This window comes from Phaeobacter sp. LSS9 (genome assembly GCF_003443595.1).
GTDB lineage: Bacteria > Pseudomonadota > Alphaproteobacteria > Rhodobacterales > Rhodobacteraceae > Phaeobacter > Phaeobacter piscinae.
This window is the reverse complement of the sequence record NZ_CP031956.1, coordinates 121,236-141,627: the sequence shown is the minus strand read 5'-3', so window position 1 is coordinate 141,627 and position 20,392 is coordinate 121,236. Positions and strand designations below refer to the sequence as shown.

15 protein-coding genes are annotated in these 20,392 nt (G+C 62.1%); 8 read left to right on the top strand and 7 right to left on the bottom strand.

All coding sequences use genetic code 11. The annotated features are described in order from the left end of the window. Window positions 1–35 precede the first annotated feature (35 nt). The gene (locus D1820_RS00690) at window positions 36–2,414 is read right to left on the bottom strand and encodes a Tex family protein (protein WP_118067539.1); all 2,379 of its coding nucleotides are present in this window, start codon (window positions 2,412–2,414) and stop codon (window positions 36–38) included. A gap of 172 nt (window positions 2,415–2,586) precedes the next feature. On the opposite strand from D1820_RS00690, the gene gatB reads away from it, so the two are divergent. Both gatB and D1820_RS00680 read left to right on the top strand, forming a co-directional pair. Continuing rightward, entirely contained in the window at window positions 2,587–4,101 is a 1,515-nt protein-coding gene (gene gatB / locus D1820_RS00685; protein ID WP_118067538.1) for an Asp-tRNA(Asn)/Glu-tRNA(Gln) amidotransferase subunit GatB, read from the top strand. A 280-nt stretch (window positions 4,102–4,381) separates the two neighbouring features. Beyond that, on the top strand, window positions 4,382–5,083 hold the full coding sequence (locus D1820_RS00680; RefSeq protein WP_118067537.1) for a DUF4177 domain-containing protein: 702 nt from the start codon (window positions 4,382–4,384) through the stop codon (window positions 5,081–5,083). Between the two features lie 74 nt (window positions 5,084–5,157). Here the strand turns inward: D1820_RS00680 and D1820_RS00675 are convergent, their stop codons facing one another. Then, a complete protein-coding gene (locus tag D1820_RS00675; protein ID WP_096788868.1) occupies window positions 5,158–5,412 on the bottom strand; it encodes a BolA family transcriptional regulator in 255 nt (84 codons plus the stop codon). 118 nt (window positions 5,413–5,530) lie between these two features. Between D1820_RS00675 and D1820_RS00670 the strand changes: the two genes are divergently transcribed. Next, window positions 5,531–6,154 (top strand): DnaJ domain-containing protein, encoded by a 624-nt coding sequence (locus D1820_RS00670; RefSeq protein ID WP_040174166.1) that lies wholly within the window; start codon window positions 5,531–5,533, stop codon window positions 6,152–6,154. Between the two features lie 402 nt (window positions 6,155–6,556). Here D1820_RS00670 and D1820_RS00665 read toward each other — a convergent pair whose 3' ends face one another. Further along, window positions 6,557–8,677, bottom strand: coding sequence for a DEAD/DEAH box helicase (locus D1820_RS00665; RefSeq protein WP_254683340.1), 2,121 nt, complete (start codon window positions 8,675–8,677; stop codon window positions 6,557–6,559). A 427-nt stretch (window positions 8,678–9,104) separates the two neighbouring features. Here D1820_RS00665 and cobS point away from each other — a divergent pair, with 427 nt between their 5' ends. The 5 genes from cobS (at window position 9,105) to D1820_RS00640 (ending at window position 14,781) form a co-directional block, all read left to right on the top strand. Beyond that, window positions 9,105–10,091, top strand: a complete 987-nt coding sequence (cobS, locus tag D1820_RS00660) for a cobaltochelatase subunit CobS (protein ID WP_014879537.1) — start codon at window positions 9,105–9,107, stop codon at window positions 10,089–10,091. A 3-nt stretch (window positions 10,092–10,094) separates the two neighbouring features. Continuing rightward, complete coding sequence (locus D1820_RS00655) at window positions 10,095–10,466, top strand: hypothetical protein (protein WP_118067535.1); 372 nt, start codon at window positions 10,095–10,097, stop codon at window positions 10,464–10,466. After that, on the top strand, window positions 10,463–12,340 hold the full coding sequence (cobT, locus tag D1820_RS00650; protein ID WP_118067534.1) for a cobaltochelatase subunit CobT: 1,878 nt from the start codon (window positions 10,463–10,465) through the stop codon (window positions 12,338–12,340). The genes D1820_RS00655 and cobT overlap by 4 nt, the downstream gene beginning before the upstream one ends. 234 nt (window positions 12,341–12,574) lie before the next feature. Further along, entirely contained in the window at window positions 12,575–14,377 is a 1,803-nt protein-coding gene (locus D1820_RS00645; protein WP_118067533.1) for an aminopeptidase P family protein, read from the top strand. A gap of 62 nt (window positions 14,378–14,439) precedes the next feature. Next, window positions 14,440–14,781: a DUF427 domain-containing protein gene (locus D1820_RS00640; RefSeq protein ID WP_014874093.1), complete on the top strand. Its 342-nt coding sequence runs from the start codon at window positions 14,440–14,442 to the stop codon at window positions 14,779–14,781. A 405-nt stretch (window positions 14,782–15,186) separates the two neighbouring features. Here D1820_RS00640 and D1820_RS00635 read toward each other — a convergent pair whose 3' ends face one another. From D1820_RS00635 to D1820_RS00620, 4 genes are all read right to left on the bottom strand, one after another. Next, window positions 15,187–15,378, bottom strand: a complete 192-nt coding sequence (locus D1820_RS00635; RefSeq protein ID WP_014879533.1) for a hypothetical protein — start codon at window positions 15,376–15,378, stop codon at window positions 15,187–15,189. 216 nt (window positions 15,379–15,594) lie between these two features. Next, window positions 15,595–17,286, bottom strand: a complete 1,692-nt coding sequence (locus tag D1820_RS00630) for a chloride channel protein (RefSeq protein ID WP_027247678.1) — start codon at window positions 17,284–17,286, stop codon at window positions 15,595–15,597. A gap of 113 nt (window positions 17,287–17,399) precedes the next feature. Continuing rightward, on the bottom strand, window positions 17,400–19,046 hold the full coding sequence (gene recN, locus D1820_RS00625) for a DNA repair protein RecN (RefSeq protein WP_118067532.1): 1,647 nt from the start codon (window positions 19,044–19,046) through the stop codon (window positions 17,400–17,402). Between the two features lie 27 nt (window positions 19,047–19,073). Next, a complete protein-coding gene (locus tag D1820_RS00620; protein ID WP_024097905.1) occupies window positions 19,074–19,922 on the bottom strand; it encodes an outer membrane protein assembly factor BamD in 849 nt (282 codons plus the stop codon). Window positions 19,923–20,392 lie beyond the last annotated feature (470 nt).

Genomic DNA, 20,392 nt, shown 5'->3' with positions numbered 1-20,392 from the left:
GCCTGCGCCACTTTCACGCTCCATCCGGTGTCCTGCTATCGCTTCTTGAAGGCATCCATCAGAGCGGCCCCCAACGCGCCGGTATTCTGATCAGTCTTCTGACCGGAGTTTTGACGCCCGCTTTGAGTTTTGCCCTGCTTCTGCCCCGGACCCTTATGCCTGCCATGAGCTGACGCAGGCTTGCCGCCCTGTCGCGGGCCTGCCCCCTTGGCCGGTCCGCGTGCGTTACGCTCCTCTTTGGCAGAGGCTCCGCCGTCTTTCTTCATGGTCAGCGCGATCCGCTTGCGCGGCACATCCACCTCCGTGACGGTGACCTTGACCACCTGGCCAGTCTTCACCACCTCATGGGGGTCTTTCACAAACCGGTCCGCCAGCTGGCTGACATGCACCAGCCCGTCCTGATGCACGCCAATGTCCACAAAGGCGCCAAAGGCGGCAACATTGGTCACCGTGCCCTCCAGCACCATACCGGGCTTAAGATCGGTAATCGTCTCAACCCCATCCTTGAACGAGGCCGTCACAAAGGACGGACGCGGATCGCGGCCCGGCTTTTCCAATTCCTCGAAAATGTCGCGCACAGTCGGCAGTCCGACCTCGCCGCCAACAAACTCCTCCGCCCGCAGAGACTTCAGCGCTGCCCCGTCGCCCATGATCTGACGAATATCGCGCCCGCAGGCAGCCACAATCTTGCGCGCCACAGCATAGCTTTCGGGGTGAACCGAGGACGCATCCAGCGGCTCCTTGCCATCCCGGATGCGCAGAAACCCCGCGCATTGTTCATAGGCTTTGGGGCCAAGCCGCGCCACCTTCAGCAGCTCGCGGCGCGAGGCAAACGCCCCGTTCACATCGCGATGGGCGACAATCGCCTCTGCCAGACCGGGGCCAAGCCCCGAGACATGGCTCAAGAGCGGCGCCGATGCCATGTTGAGATCCACACCCACCGCGTTCACCACATCCTCGATCACCGCCTCCAGCGATTTTGATAGTTTGTGCTGGTCTACATCGTGCTGATACTGGCCAACACCGATGCTCTTGGGTTCGATCTTCACCAGCTCCGCCAGCGGGTCCTGCAGGCGGCGGGCGATCGACACCGCCCCACGCAGGGACACATCCAGATCCGGGAATTCCCGCGCCGCCAGTTCGGATGCGGAATAGACCGAGGCGCCGGCCTCGGACACCACCACCTTGGTCGGCGCCTTCACCTTGGCAGGCAGGTGCTTCAGCACCTCCGCCACCATCCGCTCAGTCTCGCGGCTGGCGGTGCCATTGCCGATGGCAATCAACTCGACGCCATGCTCGGCGATCAGTTTCACAATCGACACCTGCGCCCCGCGCAGATCGTTCTTCGGCTGGAAGGGATACAGCGTTTCGGTGGCCACCAGTTTCCCGGTGGCGTCAACCACCGCCGCCTTGACGCCGGTGCGAATGCCCGGGTCCAGCCCGAGGGTCGGCCGCGCACCGGCTGGCGCTGCAAACAGCAGGTCTTTCAAGTTGCGGGCAAAAACCTGGATGGCGTCTTCCTGCGCGCGGCCGCGCAGGTCTCCCATCAGCTCCAGCATCATCGACAGCGACAGCTTCACCCGCCAGGCCCAGCCCGCGACCTTGCGCAGCCAGATATCCCCCGGCCCGTTGCCGCCCGCGCCCAGCTCCGCCGCAACCATGCCTTCGGCCCGCGCGGCACCTTCTTCCGGCTCCGGCCCCACGTCCAGCGTCAGCACACCCTCGTTTGACCCACGCAGCATCGCCAGCGCCCGGTGCGAGGGCACATCGGCCCAACGCTCGGAATGCGCGAAATAGTCCGAGAACTTGGCGCCCTCCTGCTCCTTGCCCTCGATCACCTTGGCGGTAACCACCGCTTCCTTTTGCAGGAACCCCCGCAACCGCCCCAATAGGGCTGCATTTTCCGTCAACCGCTCGGTCAGGATATCGCGCGCGCCGTTCAGCGCATCCTTCACCGTTTCCACCGCCTCGGTAATGTACCCTTCCGCCAGCTTTTCCGGGTCTATGCGGCGGTCGGCCAGAATGGCCTCTGCCAGTGGGTCCAACCCGTTTTCGCGGGCAATCATCGCCTTGGTGCGCCGCTTTGGCTTATAGGGCAGGTAGATATCTTCCAGCTGCGCCTTGGTCTCAGCCCTAGCGATTGAGGATGCCAGCGCATCGGTCAGTTTGTCCTGCGATTTCACCGACTCAAGGATCGCCGCCCGCCGCTTTTCCAGCTCACGCAGATACTCCAGCCGTTCCGCCAGCCGGCGCAGCTGGGTGTCGTCCAGACCCCCGGTCGCCTCTTTCCGGTAGCGCGCGACAAAGGGCACGGTGGCGCCTTCGTCCAGCAGCGCGACAGCGGCGCTCACCTGTTTCGCGGCAGCGCCGATTTCCGTGGCAATGGTCTGGCTGATGCGGGCGGGTGTGTCCAAGGCGGCCTCCTGTTGAACTGCTCGGGCTGCCAGTTCTATCTGCACGCCCTGACCCCGCCAAGAGGGCAAATACCCCCCCGGCAATCCCGCGCCGCCATTGCCCTCTTGCCCCTGCCCGCGCAGAGGCCTAGAACGCTTGCCAACTATAGACATTCGGATACGGCGGAAAACCATGCTCGACCTGACATATGAACTCCCCAAGCCCAAAGTGATCGCGGGCGCCAAGCATGACTGGGAACTGGTCATCGGCATGGAGGTGCATGCCCAGGTCAGCTCCAATGCCAAGCTGTTCTCCGGCGCCTCCACCAAGTTCGGGGCCGAGCCAAACTCCAACGTGGCATTTGTTGATGCCGCCATGCCCGGCATGCTGCCGGTGATCAACGACTACTGCGTTGAACAGGCGGTGCGCACCGGGCTGGGGCTGAAGGCCGATATCAACCTGTGGTCCGCCTTTGACCGCAAGAATTATTTCTACCCCGACCTGCCGCAGGGCTACCAGATTTCGCAGCTCTATCACCCCATCGTGGGCGAGGGCGAAGTGCTGGTGGAACTGGGCGACGGCACCGCGCGCATGGTACGGGTTGAGCGGATCCATATGGAACAGGACGCGGGCAAGTCGATCCACGACATGGACCCCAACATGTCCTTCGTCGACCTCAACCGCACCGGCGTCTGCCTGATGGAGATCGTCTCCCGCCCCGACATCCGCGGGCCCGAGGAAGCGGCCGCCTATATCGCCAAGCTGCGCCAGATCATGCAGTATCTGGGCACCTGCGACGGCAATATGCAAAACGGCAACCTGCGCGCCGACGTGAACGTCTCTGTCTGCCGTCCGGGCCAGTATGAGAAGTATCAGGAAACCCAGGACTTCTCCCACCTCGGCACCCGCTGCGAGATCAAGAACATGAACTCCATGCGCTTCATCCAGCAGGCCATCGACGTCGAGGCCCGCCGCCAGATCGCCATCATCGAGGCGGGCGGCACCATCGACCAGGAAACCCGCCTGTACGATCCGGACAAGGGCGAAACCCGTTCCATGCGCTCCAAGGAAGAAGCGCATGACTACCGCTATTTCCCCGACCCGGATCTGCTGCCGCTGGAAATCGAACAGGCTTGGGTCGATGATATCGCCGCCAACCTGCCGGAACTGCCGGACGAGAAAAAGGCACGTTTCATCAAGGATTTCGGTCTGTCCGACTATGACGCATCGGTGCTGACCGCCGACGTGGAATCGGCCACCTTCTTTGAGGAAACCGCTAAGGGCCGCAGCGGCAAACTGGCCGCCAACTGGGTGATCAACGAGCTGTTCGGCCGCCTGAAGAAGGACGAGGACAAACAGATCACCGACAGCCCGGTCTCCCCGGCGCAGCTCGGCGGCATCATTGACCTGATTTCTTCCGATGCGATTTCCGGCAAAATCGCCAAGGACCTGTTCGAGATCGTCTATACCGAAGGTGGCGACCCGGCGCAGATCGTCGAAGAGCGCGGCATGAAGCAGGTGACAGATACCGGCGCCATCGAGGCCGCGCTGGACGAGATCATCGCAGCCAACCCCGCACAGGTGGAGAAGGCCAAGGTGAACCCCAAGCTCGCAGGCTGGTTCGTCGGCCAGGTGATGAAAGCCACCGGCGGCAAGGCCAACCCCAAGGCAGTGAATGAGCTGGTGGCCAAGAAACTGGGCGAGTGAGCGCAACCCGCCGATCGCAGATCAGACCCAATTGCAGATTGATCAAGGGCGCCCCGGTGGCGCCCTTTTTGGTACCTGCGCAGGCTGCAACTCACCCGCTTGTGTCCTTTTTGTGCTGACATCACAGCGCAAGCCCCCGTCATCAAACTGGAATTCCGCCGCGGAATTTGGTTATACTGCAGATCGACTTGCCCATCGACAGGTCCCCGCCCATGGGGAACGCGGACGCTTGACCCCCCGCACGCTTGCGCTAAACCTGCCGCCGACACAGGAGACGTTTATGCAAGCTTTTGAGTACAAGGTTGTTCCCGCCCCCGCCAAGGGCACCAAGGCCAAGGGGGTCAAAACAGCCGAAGCCCGGTTCGCCAATTCCATCGATATTCTGCTTAATGAGATGGCAGCAGAGGGCTGGGAGTATCAGCGCGCGGAGCTTCTGCCCTCAGAAGAACGCAGCGGGCTGACCGGCTCGACCACCAATTGGCGCAATGTGCTGATTTTCCGCCGCGCCCTACCAGCAGCGGCTGAGGACTCGCAGTCCACGGCCATCGCCCAGCTGGCCGCACAGCTCAGCGCCCAGATCGCCACTCAGACCACGGGTCCGGCCATCAGCGAGTCGGCAGATCCGGACACCAAAGACGCCGCAGCCGCCACCGCGGAGCCCGCGGCCACCAGCCGCCCGGAAACCACCACTGTGCCGACCCTTGGTCCGGCGACCACCACCGCCATCGTGCCGCCCACCGCCATTGCCGGTGATCCGGAGGCCCCGGCGGGCGCCATCGCCGTCCCCGGTCGGGGTGCACGTGCGATGATGGCTGATGATGGCGTGGAGGAACTCAGCCCCGTGTCCGGCGTAACCGCCGCACTGAAGGCCCGCGCCACCCTCGCCGCAACGCCGAAAGGCGCCGCAGCCAAACCTGCCGCAAAGGCCGAGCCAAAGCTGACAAAGGCGCAAGACCCCTCCAAAGATCCGGCAGGGAGTTGACCAGCCCCTTACCCGAATTCCCCGCCGACGTTGCCGCATGGTCACATAGGCGGGGCTTTGCCTGACTTGCCGCGCTAGGCGCCAATATCCAGCGCCAGCGCGTGGATGCGCGGCACAATGTCGCCCAACGCCTTATGCACCGCACGATGCTGCGCGACGCGGCTCATATCCGCAAAGGCCGCGGCCCGGATATGCACGTTGAAATGGCTCTCGCCGCGCCCGTCGTGGCCTGCATGGCCGATGTGTTGATCGCTCTCATCCTCGACCCGCAGCACGCTTGGCGCAAATTCTGCGCGCAGGCGCGCCTCAATCTCATCACGAATGCTCATTCTGCCGTGTCCTGCATAAAAATCCCCGTATTAATTTTCCCAGCCCCCTTCAATCTGCCGCCCCTTAGACTAAACTGCTGCCTCCGAGTCGAACAGTTGCGTCTAGAAGGTGCGCCCCATGACCAAGTCAGATCCCTTTGGTTTCGATATGTCCATCCGGTCAGCGAAGAAAAAGAACCCCCGCGGGCGGCGGGCCGCCACCGGCGCGTCCGAGACCTCCCAACGCGTCTGCGACAAGGACGGTTGCAATGAACCCGGCAAATTCCGCGCGCCCAAGGCGCCAGATGTGCTGGATGATTTCTACTGGTTCTGCCAGGAGCACGTGCGCGAATACAACAACAAGTGGAACTTCTTTGAAGGCACCACTGAGGCTGAGATGAACGCCCAGCAGTCCAAGGACAAGGTCTGGGAACGCCAGACCAAACCCATGGGCGACCCGGAGGCACGGGCCTGGGCGCGGCTTGGTATTGAGGATCCGCATCAGGTACTGGGTCAGAACGCCACCCGCAATCCCGGACGCTCCGCCCCTGCCGGGCGCCGTCTGCCGCCGACCGAACGCCGCGCGCTTGAGGTGCTGGAGGCCAAGGATGACTGGAGCAAGGCCGACATCCGCAAGGCCTACAAAAAGCTGATCAAAGTGCTGCACCCCGATATGAATGGGGGCGACCGCAGCCAGGAAGAACAGCTGCAAGAGGTGGTCTGGGCCTGGGACCAGATCAAGGACAGCCGCAGCTTCAAGTGAACCGCAGCACCTAAAGCAGGTTCGTCTCAACGGTGTCTTTGCCGTTTTGAAAACACCAGAAAGCGGCGCGCAAGCGGCGCTTTTTATTTGCCCAATGCGTCGCCTCTCCCAGCTTTTCGCCGATCCGCCGGGCTCTCGTTGAAAACCGCAGCGGGGTCGCGCTCACTTCTGGCGTCTTCGACCGGCGCCAGGGTCAGGGTCAGGTCATTGAACCGGTCGAGGAATGTCCGAATATCGTGTGCTTGCGAGAGCCGCTCCGCTGGTTTTTGGAGCGATCTTGGCCAAATCGGGAAATCCAAAGACCAGTCGATAGATTTCCCAATACGATTTGCAGACACAACAATACAAAAAAGCCACGGCACATTGGCACCGTGGCTTCTTCATTTTACGCTGCTAGGCGGCTCAGCTGCCCTTGCGCTGCGGTCGCGCGTTGCCGCCGGGCTTTCCGGAAACGGCTGCACGCGCCTTGTTCTTCTTGCTGTTGGGCTTGCCCTTCGGCGGTGGCGGCCCCTTGCGACCGGATTTCCCCGGATTGGACCAATCGCCCTTGGGCTTGCCCGGAACCGCAGGTTTGGCAGGCGCCGACGGCGTTGCCCCCCGGTCCGACGACCCGCGTGCGGTCACCGTGGCTTTGCCGCCCTCACCTGTGCGCTTGGGCTTATCGAAACGGGGTTTGTCGCCATAGGCCGGTTTGTCACCGCGCGGTTTATCGCCATAGGGTTTGCTGGCACGAGGCTTGTCACCATATGGTTTTTCACCACGTGGCTTGTCACCACGTGGCTTGTCACCATAAGCAGGCTTGTCGCCGCGCGGTTTGTCATAGCGGGGCTTGTCGCCATAGGGCTTACGCTCCCCCCGTTCGCCACCGCGATCCTGCCCACGATGGCCGCGCTTGTCATCGCGGAAACCACCGCCTTCACGCCCCTGCGGGCGTGGAGATTTGGGCAGATCCGGCGCCTTGTCCAGACGGGTGACATTTGCCCCCTCTTCCAGACCGTCATGTTTCACTGCGCCCCAGAAGCTTTCGGCGCTGGCTTCGCGCACTTCCACGTAGCTTTGATCAAACTGAACCCGGATCGCGCCGATATCATCCTTGGTCAACCCACCGGCATTGCACAGCGCAGGCAGCAGTCGGCGTGGCTCGGCACCAGCCTTGCGACCACCGCTGACGGCAAACCACACGGACGGACCAAAGGGCGCGCGCTCTTGGCGCTCACGTTTGTCGTGCTGCGGATCGCTCAGCTCCTCAGGCGCGCTGTGGCGATCGTGGAACAGACGCAAATAGGCGGCGGCCAGCTGCTCGGGCGAGAACCGCTCAACCAACTCCGCCACAGGGGCGGTCTCGTTTTCGCTGACCGGTTCGCTCCAGGCCTTGTCGCCCAGAAGGCGTTCAAAGTCGCGGGTGCGGACATCATCGGCACTGGGGGCCGGGCTGGTCTCTGCCGTGATCTTGGCCGACCGCAGCAGGCGCAGGGCCTTGCCCTTTGCCTTTGGTGGCACGATCAGCGCGGACACGCCCTGACGCCCGGCACGGCCAGTACGGCCCGACCGGTGCAACAGCGTCTCATGGCTGGATGGCAGATCCGCGTGAATGACCAGATCCAGCTTCGGCAGGTCGATCCCGCGCGCCGCCACATCCGTTGCCACGCAGACCCGCGCGCGCCCGTCCCGCAGGGACTGCAGAGCGTTGGACCGCTCCGCCTGGGACAGCTCACCGGATAGGGCAACCACGGAAAATCCGCGATTGCTCAGCCGTGTGGTCATCCGATTCACCACCGCGCGGGTGTTGCAGAACACGATGGCATTGGGCGACTCGTGGAAGCGAAGCACGTTGATAACGGCGTTTTCGACATCCCGCTGCGCCACGGCCAGCATCTGATATTCAATGTCAGCATGCTGCGAGGCTTCCGCCACGGTTTTGATGCGCTGGTGATCCTTCAGATAGGTCTCCGCCAGCCGCGCAATGCCCGCAGGCACGGTGGCCGAGAACATCAGGGTCCGGCGCTCTTCCGGGGACTCGCCCAGAATGAACTCCAGATCCTCGCGGAAGCCCAGATCGAGCATCTCATCGGCTTCGTCCAGCACCACGGCGCGGACCTGCGACAGGTTGATGGAGCCGCGCATAATGTGGTCGCGCAGACGCCCGGGCGTTGCCACGACAATATGGGCGCCACGTTCCAGCGCGCGCCGCTCATCGCGCATATCCATACCGCCAACGGTGGAGACGACATGCGCGCCCGCTTCGGCATAAAGCCAGCCAAGTTCGCGTTTGACCTGCAACGCCAGTTCGCGGGTCGGCGCAATGACCAGCGCCAACGGCAGATCGGCACGGTCCAGTTTCTCGGCGTCGCCCAACAATGTGGGGGCCATCGCCAGGCCAAAGCCTACGGTTTTGCCGGATCCGGTCTGTGCCGACACCAGAAGGTCGGACTGATCCAGCTCGGCTGCGGTGACGGCCTCTTGCACGGGTGTCAAATGCTCGTAGCCGCGCGCCTGAAGCGCTTGTTCGAGTGCTGTTTTCAAGATTTCATTTCGCTTGCTGCGGGGCGCGCCGCCAGAGGGCACGCCGATATCGGGAATGTCCCCGACTGCGCAGGAACGCGGATGGCATCATCCAAGTGCGCGCTGATATCGGCTTTGCCCCCTGTTGTACAGGGTTCATTTGCCCATCAGGGCGCCGCAGACCGCCCGCAGACGCAACCCCGCTATGCGTTTGCTGCGACATCCCCCCGCGTCGCCGACCTCCCGGCACAACACGCGTTAGGCGGAGAGAACATAGCGCATCCGGTAGCGGGGACAGCCCCCATAAGGCCAGTTTTGATCCAAACGTCACGACAGCTGGTCAAACCCGGCCATGGCCCCTTGCGATTGCAGACAAGATCAGGCACCAATCCAGCGGATTGCCCGCAGCCAACGGACGCTGCGCGGATGAGGATAAGGATCGACTGCGATGACCGACGGTTTGCTGGATATGAACGCGAAACCCACCGAGACCTTTTCGGTGCGCGATGTGTTCGGAATTGATACGGATATGACCGTCAAGGGCTTCGCCGAAGGCTCTGACCGGGTTCCGGCTCTGGACCCCACCTATAAATTCGATCCCGAAACCACACTGGCCATTCTTGCAGGGTTCAGCCACAACCGCCGTGTGATGATCCAAGGCTACCACGGCACCGGCAAATCGACCCACATTGAACAGGTCGCCGCCCGGCTGAACTGGCCCTCTGTGCGGGTGAACCTCGACAGTCACATCTCCCGGATCGACCTCATTGGTAAGGACGCGATCAAGCTGCGCGACGGCAAGCAGGTCACCGAATTCCACGAAGGCATCCTGCCCTGGGCGCTGCGCAATCCGGTTGCCATCGTGTTTGACGAATATGATGCCGGCCGCGCTGACGTGATGTTCGTGATCCAGCGGGTGCTGGAGCATGACGGCAAGCTGACGCTGCTGGACCAGAACGAGATCATCACCCCGAACCCCTACTTCCGCCTGTTTGCCACCGCCAACACCGTGGGCCTTGGGGACACCACCGGACTCTACCACGGCACCCAGCAGATCAACCAGGCCCAGATGGACCGCTGGTCGCTGGTGGCGACACTGAACTACCTCAGCCATGATGCCGAAGCGGCCATCGTGCTGTCCAAGGCGCCGCATTACAACACCGCCGAGGGTCGCAAGACCATCTCCCAGATGGTGACTGTCGCCGACCTCACCCGGACCGCCTTTATGAACGGCGACCTCTCCACAGTTATGTCGCCCCGGACCGTCATCAACTGGGCACAGAACGTCGAGATTTTCCGCGATGTGGGCTATGCCTTCCGCCTGTCGTTCCTCAACAAATGCGACGAGCTGGAACGCCAGACCGTCGCCGAGTTCTACCAGCGCTGCTTTGACGAAGAGCTGCCCGAAAGCGCCGCCAGCGTGAGCTTGGGGTAAACCATGCCTACAAAGACCATTCCAGAATGGTTGCTCGATGACAACATCCCGTTGGAGGTGCGGAAGAAAGCGTACCAGATGTTTATGATCGAACGCCAGATGGGTGGATTTTTTTTAGGCAGACAAGAAGTCGCCCACTTGTGTTTGTTTGCGGCTTTCATTGGTTTGGTAAGCGTCGCCGTGCTAGTTGGCTTTGAACGGCCTGCGTTGCTAATAGCTCTTGGACTATTTCAAGCAGGCTTTTCAGCTTGGGGCTGGGTCGAATTCAACAAACGACAGGCCGACGCGAAGGCCTCACTCGAACATTGCAACGGCAAGCTGCAAACTGAAGGGTGGGACTACTATTCTGGAAGCTTAAGAAAGCTTGAAGCATGAAAAAGCCCAACGATAACCCCGCCGATCCGTTCAAGAAGGCGCTGGCCGAAGCCACCAAGGTGATGGCCGACGACCCGGAATTGAGCGTGTCCTATTCCGTTGACCCGGCTGGAATGTCCGGGGACAGCATGCGGCTGCCGCAGGTCTCCCGCCGGATGAGCCGGGAGGAAGTGCTGCTGGCCCGTGGCACCGCCGATGCGCTGGCGCTGCGCCACAAATTCCACGACGCCGCCACCCATGCCCGCTACGCCCCACCCGGCGATATGGCGCGGGACCTCTATGAGGCGCTGGAGTCCGCCCGCTGCGAGGCGATGGGCGCGCGGCACATGCCCGGCACCGCCTCCAATATTGATGTGAAGATCCAGAACGAGGCCCTGCGCAAGGGCTATGACCAGATCAAATCCGCAACCGAGGCGCCGTTGGCGGTCTCGGCCGGCTATCTGATCCGCCATCTGGCCACTGGCCGCCCCATGCCCGAAGCTGCTGCCAATGTCATGGAACTCTGGCGCGGGTTCATTGAACAACAGGCCGGTGAAACACTGGCGAACCTTGACGACACTATCGAGGATCAGGCGACCTTTGCCAAATTCGCGCGGCAGGTGATCACCGATCTGGGCTATGGCGATCAGCTGGGTGAGGATCCGGACCAGCTCGACGATGAGCAGGAAAACGACGCTGAAGAGGACGCTGAGGAGCAGCAGGACCCCGACAGCAACGGTCAGGACGATTCCGACGAAGAAGAAGCCGACGCCAATCCCGAGCAGGCTCAGGAACAGCAGCAGGACGAGAGTCAGGCGCAGGTCTCCATGGATGAAATGGCGGATGATGAATTCGCCGAAGACACCGAAATGCCCGATGGTGAGGCACCGCTGGACCCACCCCCGCCGCCAGCTGTGTCGGAGGCGGATCCCGACTATAAGGTGTTCAACGATGCCCATGACGAGGAAATCGCCGCCGAGGACCTCGCCGAACCTGCCGAGCTGGAACGTCTTCGTGCCTATCTCGACCAACAGCTGGAACCGCTGAAAGGCGCTGTGTCACGGCTGGCCAATAAATTGCAGCGCCGCCTTCAGGCGCAGCAGAACCGCTCCTGGGAGTTTGATCTGGAAGAGGGCATTCTGGATGCCGGTCGTCTGGCCCGTGTGGTCGCCAACCCCACCACGCCCTTGTCGTTCAAACGCGAGAAAGACACCGAATTCCGCGACACCGTGGTGACATTGCTCCTCGATAACTCCGGCTCCATGCGGGGGCGCCCGATCTCCATCGCCGCGATCTGCGCCGATGTTCTGGCCCGCACCCTGGAACGCTGCAACGTGAAGGTCGAAATCCTCGGCTTTACCACCCGCGCCTGGAAAGGTGGCCTGGCCCGCGAGGCCTGGCTCAATGAGGGTCGTCCGCAATTGCCCGGCCGCCTCAACGACCTACGCCACATCATCTACAAAGGCGCCGATGCGCCGATGCGCCGGACCCGTGACAACCTCGGCCTGATGATGAAAGAGGGCCTCCTGAAGGAAAACATCGACGGTGAGGCACTGGAATGGGCGCACCGCCGTATGATCGCGCGGCAAGAGGCGCGCAAAATCCTGATGGTGATTTCCGATGGCGCACCGGTGGATGACAGCACCCTGTCGGTGAACCCGGCCAACTACTTGGAAAAACACCTGCGCGATGTAATCGCCATGGTGGAGCGGCGCAAACAGGTCGAACTGCTGGCCATCGGCATCGGCCATGACGTGACCCGCTACTATGACCGCGCCGTCACCATCACCGATGTTGAACAGCTGGCAGGTGCCATGACAGAACAGCTCGCCGCGCTGTTTGACAGTGATCCGCGCGCCCGTGCCCGCGTCATGGGCATCAAACGCGCCAGCTGAGCACCTCAGCCGCACTGCTCTGGTCAAAGCCTCGCGCCGCTTCGGTGCGGGGCTTTGTGTTACAGGGGTTGCGGGAAGCCGCCGGATTTGGAACAAGTGTTCGCGACAGAGCGCGCCATGACTGCCGCGTCATTTCCTTGTTCCTGCCGACGTCGCGCAACACCCTCCCAGAAGGGCCGGTCGCTGCGCTCTGACCGACCGTCGCGGACCACCCGAAACAGATGGAGGGAGCCGATGTTCCAGACCTTTGACGTAGCGACCCGCCCGGACCAAGGCCCGCCCCGGCTCAACGCGCTGCGCGCGGAGATGCAAAAGGAGGCGCTGGACGGCTTTCTGGTGCCCCGCGCCGATGCCCATCAGGGCGAGTATGTTGCCCCCGGCGATGAGCGGCTGGCCTGGCTCACTGGCTTCACCGGTTCGGCCGGTTTCTGCGCCGTGTTGCGCGACATCGCAGGCGTCTTCATCGACGGGCGTTATCGCACGCAGGTGAAACAGCAGGTGGCAGAGGTCTACACCCCGGTCCATTGGCCGGAGGTGCAGCTCGCCGACTGGCTGAAAGAACAGCTGCCAGAGGGCGGACGCATCGGCTATGACGCCTGGCTGCATTCCGCGAGCCAGATCCAGGCGCTGACAGCCTCACTGGGCGACCATGGTTTTGACTTCGTCCAATGCGACAATCTGGTGGACCGCATCTGGCCCGATCAGCCCGCCCCGCCCATGCAACCCGTCATCGCCCATCCTGTTGACTACGCAGGCACAACCGCCGCCGCCAAGATCAGCTCTCTGGCCGAGGGGTTGCGCAACGCGGGTCAGAGCGCGGCGGTGATCACCCTGCCTGACAGCATCATGTGGCTGTTGAACATCCGTGGCAGCGATATCGCCCACAACCCGGTTGCCCACGGCTTTGCCATTCTGCACGCCGACGCGCGTGTGGATCTGTTCATGGCCGCGGAGAAACTGACTGACGTCACCGCACATCTCGGCCCGGATGTGTCCGTGCAGGCGCCCGAGGCCTTCCTCCCGGCGGTGGCGGATCTGGCTCAGGCCCGGAATGCCGCCGTCGCCGCTGACCTGACCACCCTGCCCCAGATCGTCGCCGATCAGCTCGGCGATGCGCTGGTCGCAGCCGGTGATCCCTGCGCCTTGCCCAAGGCCCGCAAATGCGCCGCCGAGGTCGAGGGCAGCGCCGCCGCTCATCTGCGCGATGGGGCGGCGGTGGTCGAAACCCTCGCCTGGCTCGATGCGCAGCCCGCCGGTACGGTCACCGAAATCGACGTGGTCAAACACCTCGAAGCGGAGCGCCGCAAGGACCCCAAACTGCGCGACATCAGCTTTGAGACCATATCCGGCACCGGCCCCAACGGCGCAATCATTCACTACCGCGTCAGCGAGGACAGCAATGCCACGCTGAACGACGGCCACCTTCTGGTGCTGGACAGCGGCGGGCAATATCTGGACGGCACCACCGACATCACCCGCACCCTCGCCATCGGCACCCCACCGCAGGACGCCCGGGATGCCTATACCCGCGTCCTTCAGGGCATGATTGCCATGTCCCGGCTGCGCTGGCCCAAAGGGCTTGCCGGTCGTGACATCGAGGCGGTGGGCCGAATGCCGCTCTGGCTCGCCGGGCAGGACTTCAACCACGGGCTTGGCCATGGGGTCGGTGCCTTCCTCAGTGTCCACGAAGGCCCCCAGCGGCTCAGCCGCGCTGGCACCGTTCCCTTGGACCCCGGCATGATCCTCTCAAATGAGCCGGGATATTACCGCGAAGGCGCTTTTGGTATTCGCATTGAAAACCTGTTGGTGGTAGAACCAGCGCCTGAGCTGGACAGTGCTGACGCAGACCGTGAGATGCTGAGCTGGCGCACCCTGACCTACGCCCCGCTGGACCGGCGACTGATCGTCGCAGACATGCTCACAACGGCAGAGCGGGACTGGTTGAACACCTATCATGCGGCTGTGGCCGACAAGATTGGACCCAACGTAACAGCCGAGGCGCGACGCTGGCTGGATGCCGCTACGGCACCGCTGTGATACCGCAGTGTTACAACCAAAGACGATATTGATCCGTGACGAACGACGTGAAGGAAAAGACCATGACAAAGATCCAAATTCGCAAGGCAGCAGGCACCTGGGTGGTGCGCTCCGGTGGCGCAGTGCTTGGCGAGAGCAGCAACGCGCTTGAGCTGAGCGAGGGCGATCTGGCGCCCGTCATCTATTTTCCTCGCGGCGACATCGCAACCGCCTTCCTGGACCGCAGTGACAAGACCAGCCATTGCGCAGGCAAGGGCGACGCCAGCTACTATTCCATCGTGAACAAATCCTCGGTGACCGAAAACGCCGTCTGGAGCTATGAAGCTCCGCTCGACGCCGTCGCCGAGATCAAGGACCACCTCGCCTTTGTCACCGGCGAGTCGGTAAAGGTCGAACAGATCTGAGGTCAGAAACTCATCGGCAAGAATACGCTGGCTACACTTCCGAGGCGTCCCATATCGGGGCGCCTTATTTATGGATAAGCAAGCTTTCGCCCAGATCTACGGGCGGTCAGGAGCCTCACACACCAGGGGACTCCGGGTCTTTGTCAGACCATGACAGATCAGGGAACCTCAGGACGGCACAGCGCAAGTTTGGTCGAAAAACGACCCAGAACCACAGGCAGTGCAGGCACGGGCCAAACACATCTACAAAGCCCTCCAAAGCAAAGCGCACGTATAACGATCAATTTGATCGTTATATACTGCGCATTACCAAGGCCATTTATGAGATCCTTTGAAGCGGATCTGGAGAAATAGAAACAATACCAATTAACACACCAATATAGGCCGACTGAAACACCGTGACGGTCAGCTGAGGATCGTTTGGCACAGATGCTCGCGCGCCGCCTCTACAGATTCACCTGTGCAGAACATCTGCGCATCCCGTGCGCTTTGAACAACATAGTCGATCAACGCCTCATAAGAAGCGCGCTCGTTTTCCTGCTCTACTGCCTTCGCCACGTGTTCAGCCTCTGTCGGGCTGATTTTATTGTGTTGCATGTTTTCACTTCCGAAGAATGATCACCATTATCGTTATGTTAACCATAATTAAGTGGCTCCGCCGACAAAGGTTAAAATTACTTAAGGAAAAAAGCGAACACCCGTTTCAGAAATATCACATATTCGAGATCGTCTTTTGCGGGTAAACATGTCTTTGAGCGACTCCATTGTCGGAAATGTCGCAAACCGGCGCTGAGTTGCCGCAGTCTTCAGCCGTCAGCTATGCTCTTCGGCAGCCGCTGCGGCCAATGCGCGGTTGTAAGCCTTGAGCGAATCAATGTGGTAAAGGGCCCCGATGAGATTCGGCGGATTATCGCCACCCTCCGCTTCCGCCAGAACCGGGAGATACGCCAGCTCCGCCCGATCAAAGATCGGCATCGCCGCCTCCAGCGAAGCAGAAGCACGGATCGACAACCCCTGTTCAATCAGCGCCGCGCAATCTTCGGCGCTGGCACAGCGAGGATCTCCCATCGGCCGCATCACCGCGCCCGCACGCAGCATCGACAGCAGATAGGCCTGCGGGCCTGCCGCACAGTGGATATTGCGCCGCTCCAGCTGTGTGAGAAAGAACGACCGATCCACAATGCGCGAAGCCAGCGCCGTGGACATCGACACCGCAACCATTACCGCCAACCCGATCTGCCAGTCGCCGGTCAGCTCAAACACGATCAGCGTGGTTGAAATCGGTGCCCCCAGAACAGCAGCGGCCACGGCCCCCATTCCGGCAAAGGCATAAAGCGTATGTGTCCCCGAGACATCCGGCAGCACCGCCGTTGCAATCAGCCCAAAGGCCAATCCGGTCAGCGCACCGACCATCAGCGAGGGAGAAAACACCCCACCCCCCATGCGCCCGCCCATGGTGATCGCCACAGCCGCGGTTTTGACCATCGCAAAGAGGATTGTCTGATGCAGCACCAACGCGCCTGTCAGCGCCAGCACCGTGGTCTCATAGCCGACACCGATAATATGGGGAAACCAGACCGCAATCACCCCCAGCAGTAGACCAGAGGCCGCCGGGCGCAGCCAGCGTGGCAGCTGTAGCCGGTCCTGCAGCGCATTGCCGATCTGCTCCGCAAAGAAGATCGACCGCATCAGCACCACCGCCACCAGCCCGCAGATCAGCCCAAGCATCAGAAACGCCGGCAATTCGACATAGAACTGCAGCGCCCCCGGCGTGATCAGATCGAATTCGGTCACATCACCGTATTCCAGTCGGTTGATCACTGTCCCGGCGACCGAAGCAATCACAATCGGCGCAAAGGCATGCACCGCGAAATGCCTCAACACCACCTCCAGCGCAAACAGCGCTCCGGCGATGGGCGCGTTGAAACTGGCTGAGACCGCCGCCGCCACCGCGCAGCCCAGAAGATCCCGCCCGGTGATCCCATCAGCCTGAATGCGGTTGCTGACCCAGGTCGAGATCACCCCGGCCATATGCACCACCGGTCCTTCTCGCCCTGTAGACCCGCCCGTGCTCAGCGTGATGAAAGACGCACAGGCCGACGCCAGCCCGGCGCGCATTTCAACCCGGCCATCCCCCAGTGCGGCCCCCTCGATCACATCCGCAACGGAGCGGACGCGGGCGTCAGGGGTGAACCGGTGCAGGATCACCCCCACCACCAGACCGCCCACCGTCGGAATCGCCACCAGCCAGTACCATGGCATGCCCTGAGCGAAACTATGCAGAAAATTCACGTCCTCGGTGCCGTAGACCCAGGCCTGAAATGCCGTGATCCCCTTGCGGAAGAACAGCGCGGCAAATCCAGCGGCAATCCCGATCAGCAGAGCAATGAACCAGAACTGAATCTGACTTGGCCCCCGGTGACGCAACACCCGCCAGACATCCCGCGCTCCGGCAACGCCCTGAGTGAACTGGGCAGAAATAACGGAGCGAATGGTCTGTGGCATGAACCCGATTGTCCCGGTGTCGTTCTTGTCTCTTTCGCGGCAGACTATCGACAGGGTGGTTAAACCATCGTGAAAACTCAACCGCTTACGGCCGCCAGAGCGACAGTTTTACATCAGCCCGCCAGCAGCGCCTTGGCAGCGGCGCGGGCCTCTGGGGTGATTGTATCACCAGAAACCATCCGCGCCAGCTCATCGACGCGCTCGCCCTCATCCAGAGGCACCACCTGCGACAGGGTCTGCCCGTCAATCACCTGTTTCTGCACGCGCCAGTGATGCGCACCTTGCGCTGCGACCTGCGGCGAATGGGTCACCACCAGAACCTGACTGCCCTCAGCCAGCGATTTCAGCCGCCGCCCTACAGCATCAGCGGTGGCACCGCCAACACCGCGGTCGATCTCATCGAATATCATCGTCTGATTGCCAGTCTCACCACGCAGACACACCTTCAGGGCCAACAGGAAGCGGCTCAACTCACCGCCCGAGGCGATCTTGTTCAGTGGCCCCGCAGGCGCGCCCGGATTGGTCGCCACGGTAAAGGCAACGGCGTCCTTGCCCTCCGGCCCCGGCTCCGCATCGATGAGCCGTGTTTCAAACACTGCCCGCTCCATCTTCAGCGGCGCCAGCTCCGCCATCACTGCGGTATCCAGCGCAGCAGCTGTCTCGCGGCGCGCGGCTGACAGTTGCGCAGCAGCGCCTGCATAGGCGGCCTCAGCCTCGGCCAATGCGGCTTCCTGATTGGCCAGATCCTGATCACCGGCGTCAACCGCCGCCAGTTTCCGGCGCAGCGTCTCGGCATAGCCACCCAGATCATCCGGCAGCACATCATGCTTGCGCGCCAGCGCCCGGATCGCAAAGAGGCGCTCTTCGCTCTCCTCCAGCTCACCGGGGTTGAAATCCAGCCCGTCCAGCACCCGGGCAACACCGTCCTGCGCCTCGCCCAGTTCAATCATCGCCCTGAGCAACGCGGCAATTGGCGCATCCAGCGCATTTTTCGCCTGATCCGAGACCCCTTCCAGCCACCGCTGCGCATCGCCCAGTGCCGCCTCGGCGCCATCTGCCAGAATGCCCTGTGCGCGCTGGATATCACCGCGAATACGTTCGGCAGACTGCATCTCACGGCGGCGCTGATCCAGTGCTGCGTCCTCGCCGGGTTGCGGGTCGAGCGCATCCAGCTCCGCCACTGCATGACGCAGAAAATCTTCCTCAGCGCGGATGGCCTCCAGCGCGACACGGGTTTCCTCGACAGCCTTTCGTGCCCGGCTGGCCGTTGCCCAGCGATCGCGCACGGTGGCCAACATGTCGCCCAGCCCCGCAAATTCATCCAGCATGGCGCGATGGCCGCGCGGGTTCAGCAACCCCCGGTCGTCATGTTGGCCATGCAGCTCCAGCAATGTGTCGGACAGTGCCCTGAGCACCTCACCGGAACAGCGCCGGTCGTTGACCCAGGCGGTCTTGCGCCCCTCAGCGGTGTTCACCCGGCGCAACAACAGCGTGTCGCCACCGGGCAACCCGGCCTCCGCCAGCACCGCATGGGCAGGATGGTCCGGGGTCAGGTCGAACTCTGCCAGAACCTCGCCCTGTTTGGCGCCCTGCCGCACCAGTTCGGCCCGCCCGCGCCAGCCCAGAACAAACCCAAGCGAATCCAGCAGGATGGACTTACCGGCGCCGGTTTCCCCGGTCAGCACGTTCAATCCCGGCTGAAAATTCAGCTCAAGATGGTCGATAATCAGAATATCGCGGATATCAAGCGCGCGCAGCATGGCCCGGCCCCATTGCGGACGTGGCGATTACAGCCACTGCCCCTTGATGGACTGACGGTAGATCTGGCTCAACCAGTTGTTGCCGACATCGCGCATTTTCAGCCCGTTGTCTGTCAACAGCTTGAAGCTGTCCTCATACCATTCGGTCGATTGATAGTTATGGCCCAGGATGGCACCGGCGGTCTGCGCCTCATTTACCAGCCCCAGCGACAGATAGGCCTCAACCAAGCGGTGCAGCGCCTCTGCGGTATGGGTGGTGGTCTGGAAATCCTCGACCACGACGCGGAACCGGTTCACCGCCGAGGTGTAATGCCCCTTGCGCAGGTAGTAGCGACCGATCTCCATCTCTTTGCCCGCCAGATGGTCAAAGGCGAGGTCGAATTTCAGGATCGCTGAACTTGCATATTCACTGTCGGGATAGACTTCGATCACAGTGCGCAGCGATTGCAGCGCCTGAAAGGTCAGCCCCTGATCGCGGCCCACTTCGTCGATCTGGTCATAGTAGCTCAGCGCCAGCAGATACTGCGCATAAGCGGCGTCTTCTTCGGTCGGGTAGAAGTCGATATAGCGCTGCGCAGCGGCGCGGCTGTCCTCATAGTCCCGGCCCAGATGGTAGGCGTAGGCCTGCATGATCAGGGCCTGTTTGGCCCAGGACGAATAGGGGTAGAGACGTTCAATCTCGGAGAAATAGAAGGCCGCATCCTCGGTCCGGTTGCGCTCCATCTCGAACTCACCACGTTCGTAGATCTGCTCCGGCGTAAAGCCTTCAAGCGGTTGCGAACTCTTGGCCGCGCCCCCATCTCCGCCGCATCCCGAAAGCGCAGCTACGAGTAGAACCGCGCCGATGGTTTTGGCTGCCGCCCCCATGCCGATCATGTCCGCCTAACCTCACCGTCATTTACTTACGGGTGTGAACCCCGGTTCTGCCCGGTCTAGCACATTCAATTGACGCACAAAACGTCTTTAACCGATTTCCAGCCCACTTGGCAGAGAAAGCGCGGCGGGGTCAAGGGTATGAAGCACTCCGACCCCTGCCCTGTCGCAGTAAGACACGGCAAAACAAAGGCCTGTTACTCGGTCAAAATCAGGTGAAACGGACCCGGCACAGCCGCATGTCATGCCCGCCATCGGCCGCGTGTGCCGGTGTGATCTTCGAACCGCCCCGCCCCTCAAGGGTCTGTGCCTAAGAACGGCTCGAAGATCTCCCCCCGGTGCCCCCGGCGCAAGCTGCTCCGGTCGGGCTGCGCCAACGCATGGGCCTGTATAAAAGCGGACTGAGGTGCAGCCTGTGCCCGGCACGCCTGCTGCTTCGCCCTGTCCGAAAATGACCGAAGTGCTGTCGTTGC

What these genes read in the sequence shown, in the direction of transcription:
- gatB (WP_118067538.1), top strand. Translation starts at nt 2,587, where the DNA reads ATGCTCGACCTGACATATGAACTCCCCAAGCCCAAAGTGATCGCGGGC.
- D1820_RS00680 (WP_118067537.1), top strand. Translation starts at nt 4,382, where the DNA reads ATGCAAGCTTTTGAGTACAAGGTTGTTCCCGCCCCCGCCAAGGGCACC.
- D1820_RS00675 (WP_096788868.1), bottom strand. Translation starts at nt 5,412, where the DNA reads ATGAGCATTCGTGATGAGATTGAGGCGCGCCTGCGCGCAGAATTTGCG.
- D1820_RS00670 (WP_040174166.1), top strand. Translation starts at nt 5,531, where the DNA reads ATGACCAAGTCAGATCCCTTTGGTTTCGATATGTCCATCCGGTCAGCG.
- cobS (WP_014879537.1), top strand. Translation starts at nt 9,105, where the DNA reads ATGACCGACGGTTTGCTGGATATGAACGCGAAACCCACCGAGACCTTT.
- D1820_RS00655 (WP_118067535.1), top strand. Translation starts at nt 10,095, where the DNA reads ATGCCTACAAAGACCATTCCAGAATGGTTGCTCGATGACAACATCCCG.
- cobT (WP_118067534.1), top strand. Translation starts at nt 10,463, where the DNA reads ATGAAAAAGCCCAACGATAACCCCGCCGATCCGTTCAAGAAGGCGCTG.
- D1820_RS00645 (WP_118067533.1), top strand. Translation starts at nt 12,575, where the DNA reads ATGTTCCAGACCTTTGACGTAGCGACCCGCCCGGACCAAGGCCCGCCC.
- D1820_RS00640 (WP_014874093.1), top strand. Translation starts at nt 14,440, where the DNA reads ATGACAAAGATCCAAATTCGCAAGGCAGCAGGCACCTGGGTGGTGCGC.
- D1820_RS00635 (WP_014879533.1), bottom strand. Translation starts at nt 15,378, where the DNA reads ATGCAACACAATAAAATCAGCCCGACAGAGGCTGAACACGTGGCGAAG.
- D1820_RS00630 (WP_027247678.1), bottom strand. Translation starts at nt 17,286, where the DNA reads ATGCCACAGACCATTCGCTCCGTTATTTCTGCCCAGTTCACTCAGGGC.
- recN (WP_118067532.1), bottom strand. Translation starts at nt 19,046, where the DNA reads ATGCTGCGCGCGCTTGATATCCGCGATATTCTGATTATCGACCATCTT.
- D1820_RS00620 (WP_024097905.1), bottom strand. Translation starts at nt 19,922, where the DNA reads ATGATCGGCATGGGGGCGGCAGCCAAAACCATCGGCGCGGTTCTACTC.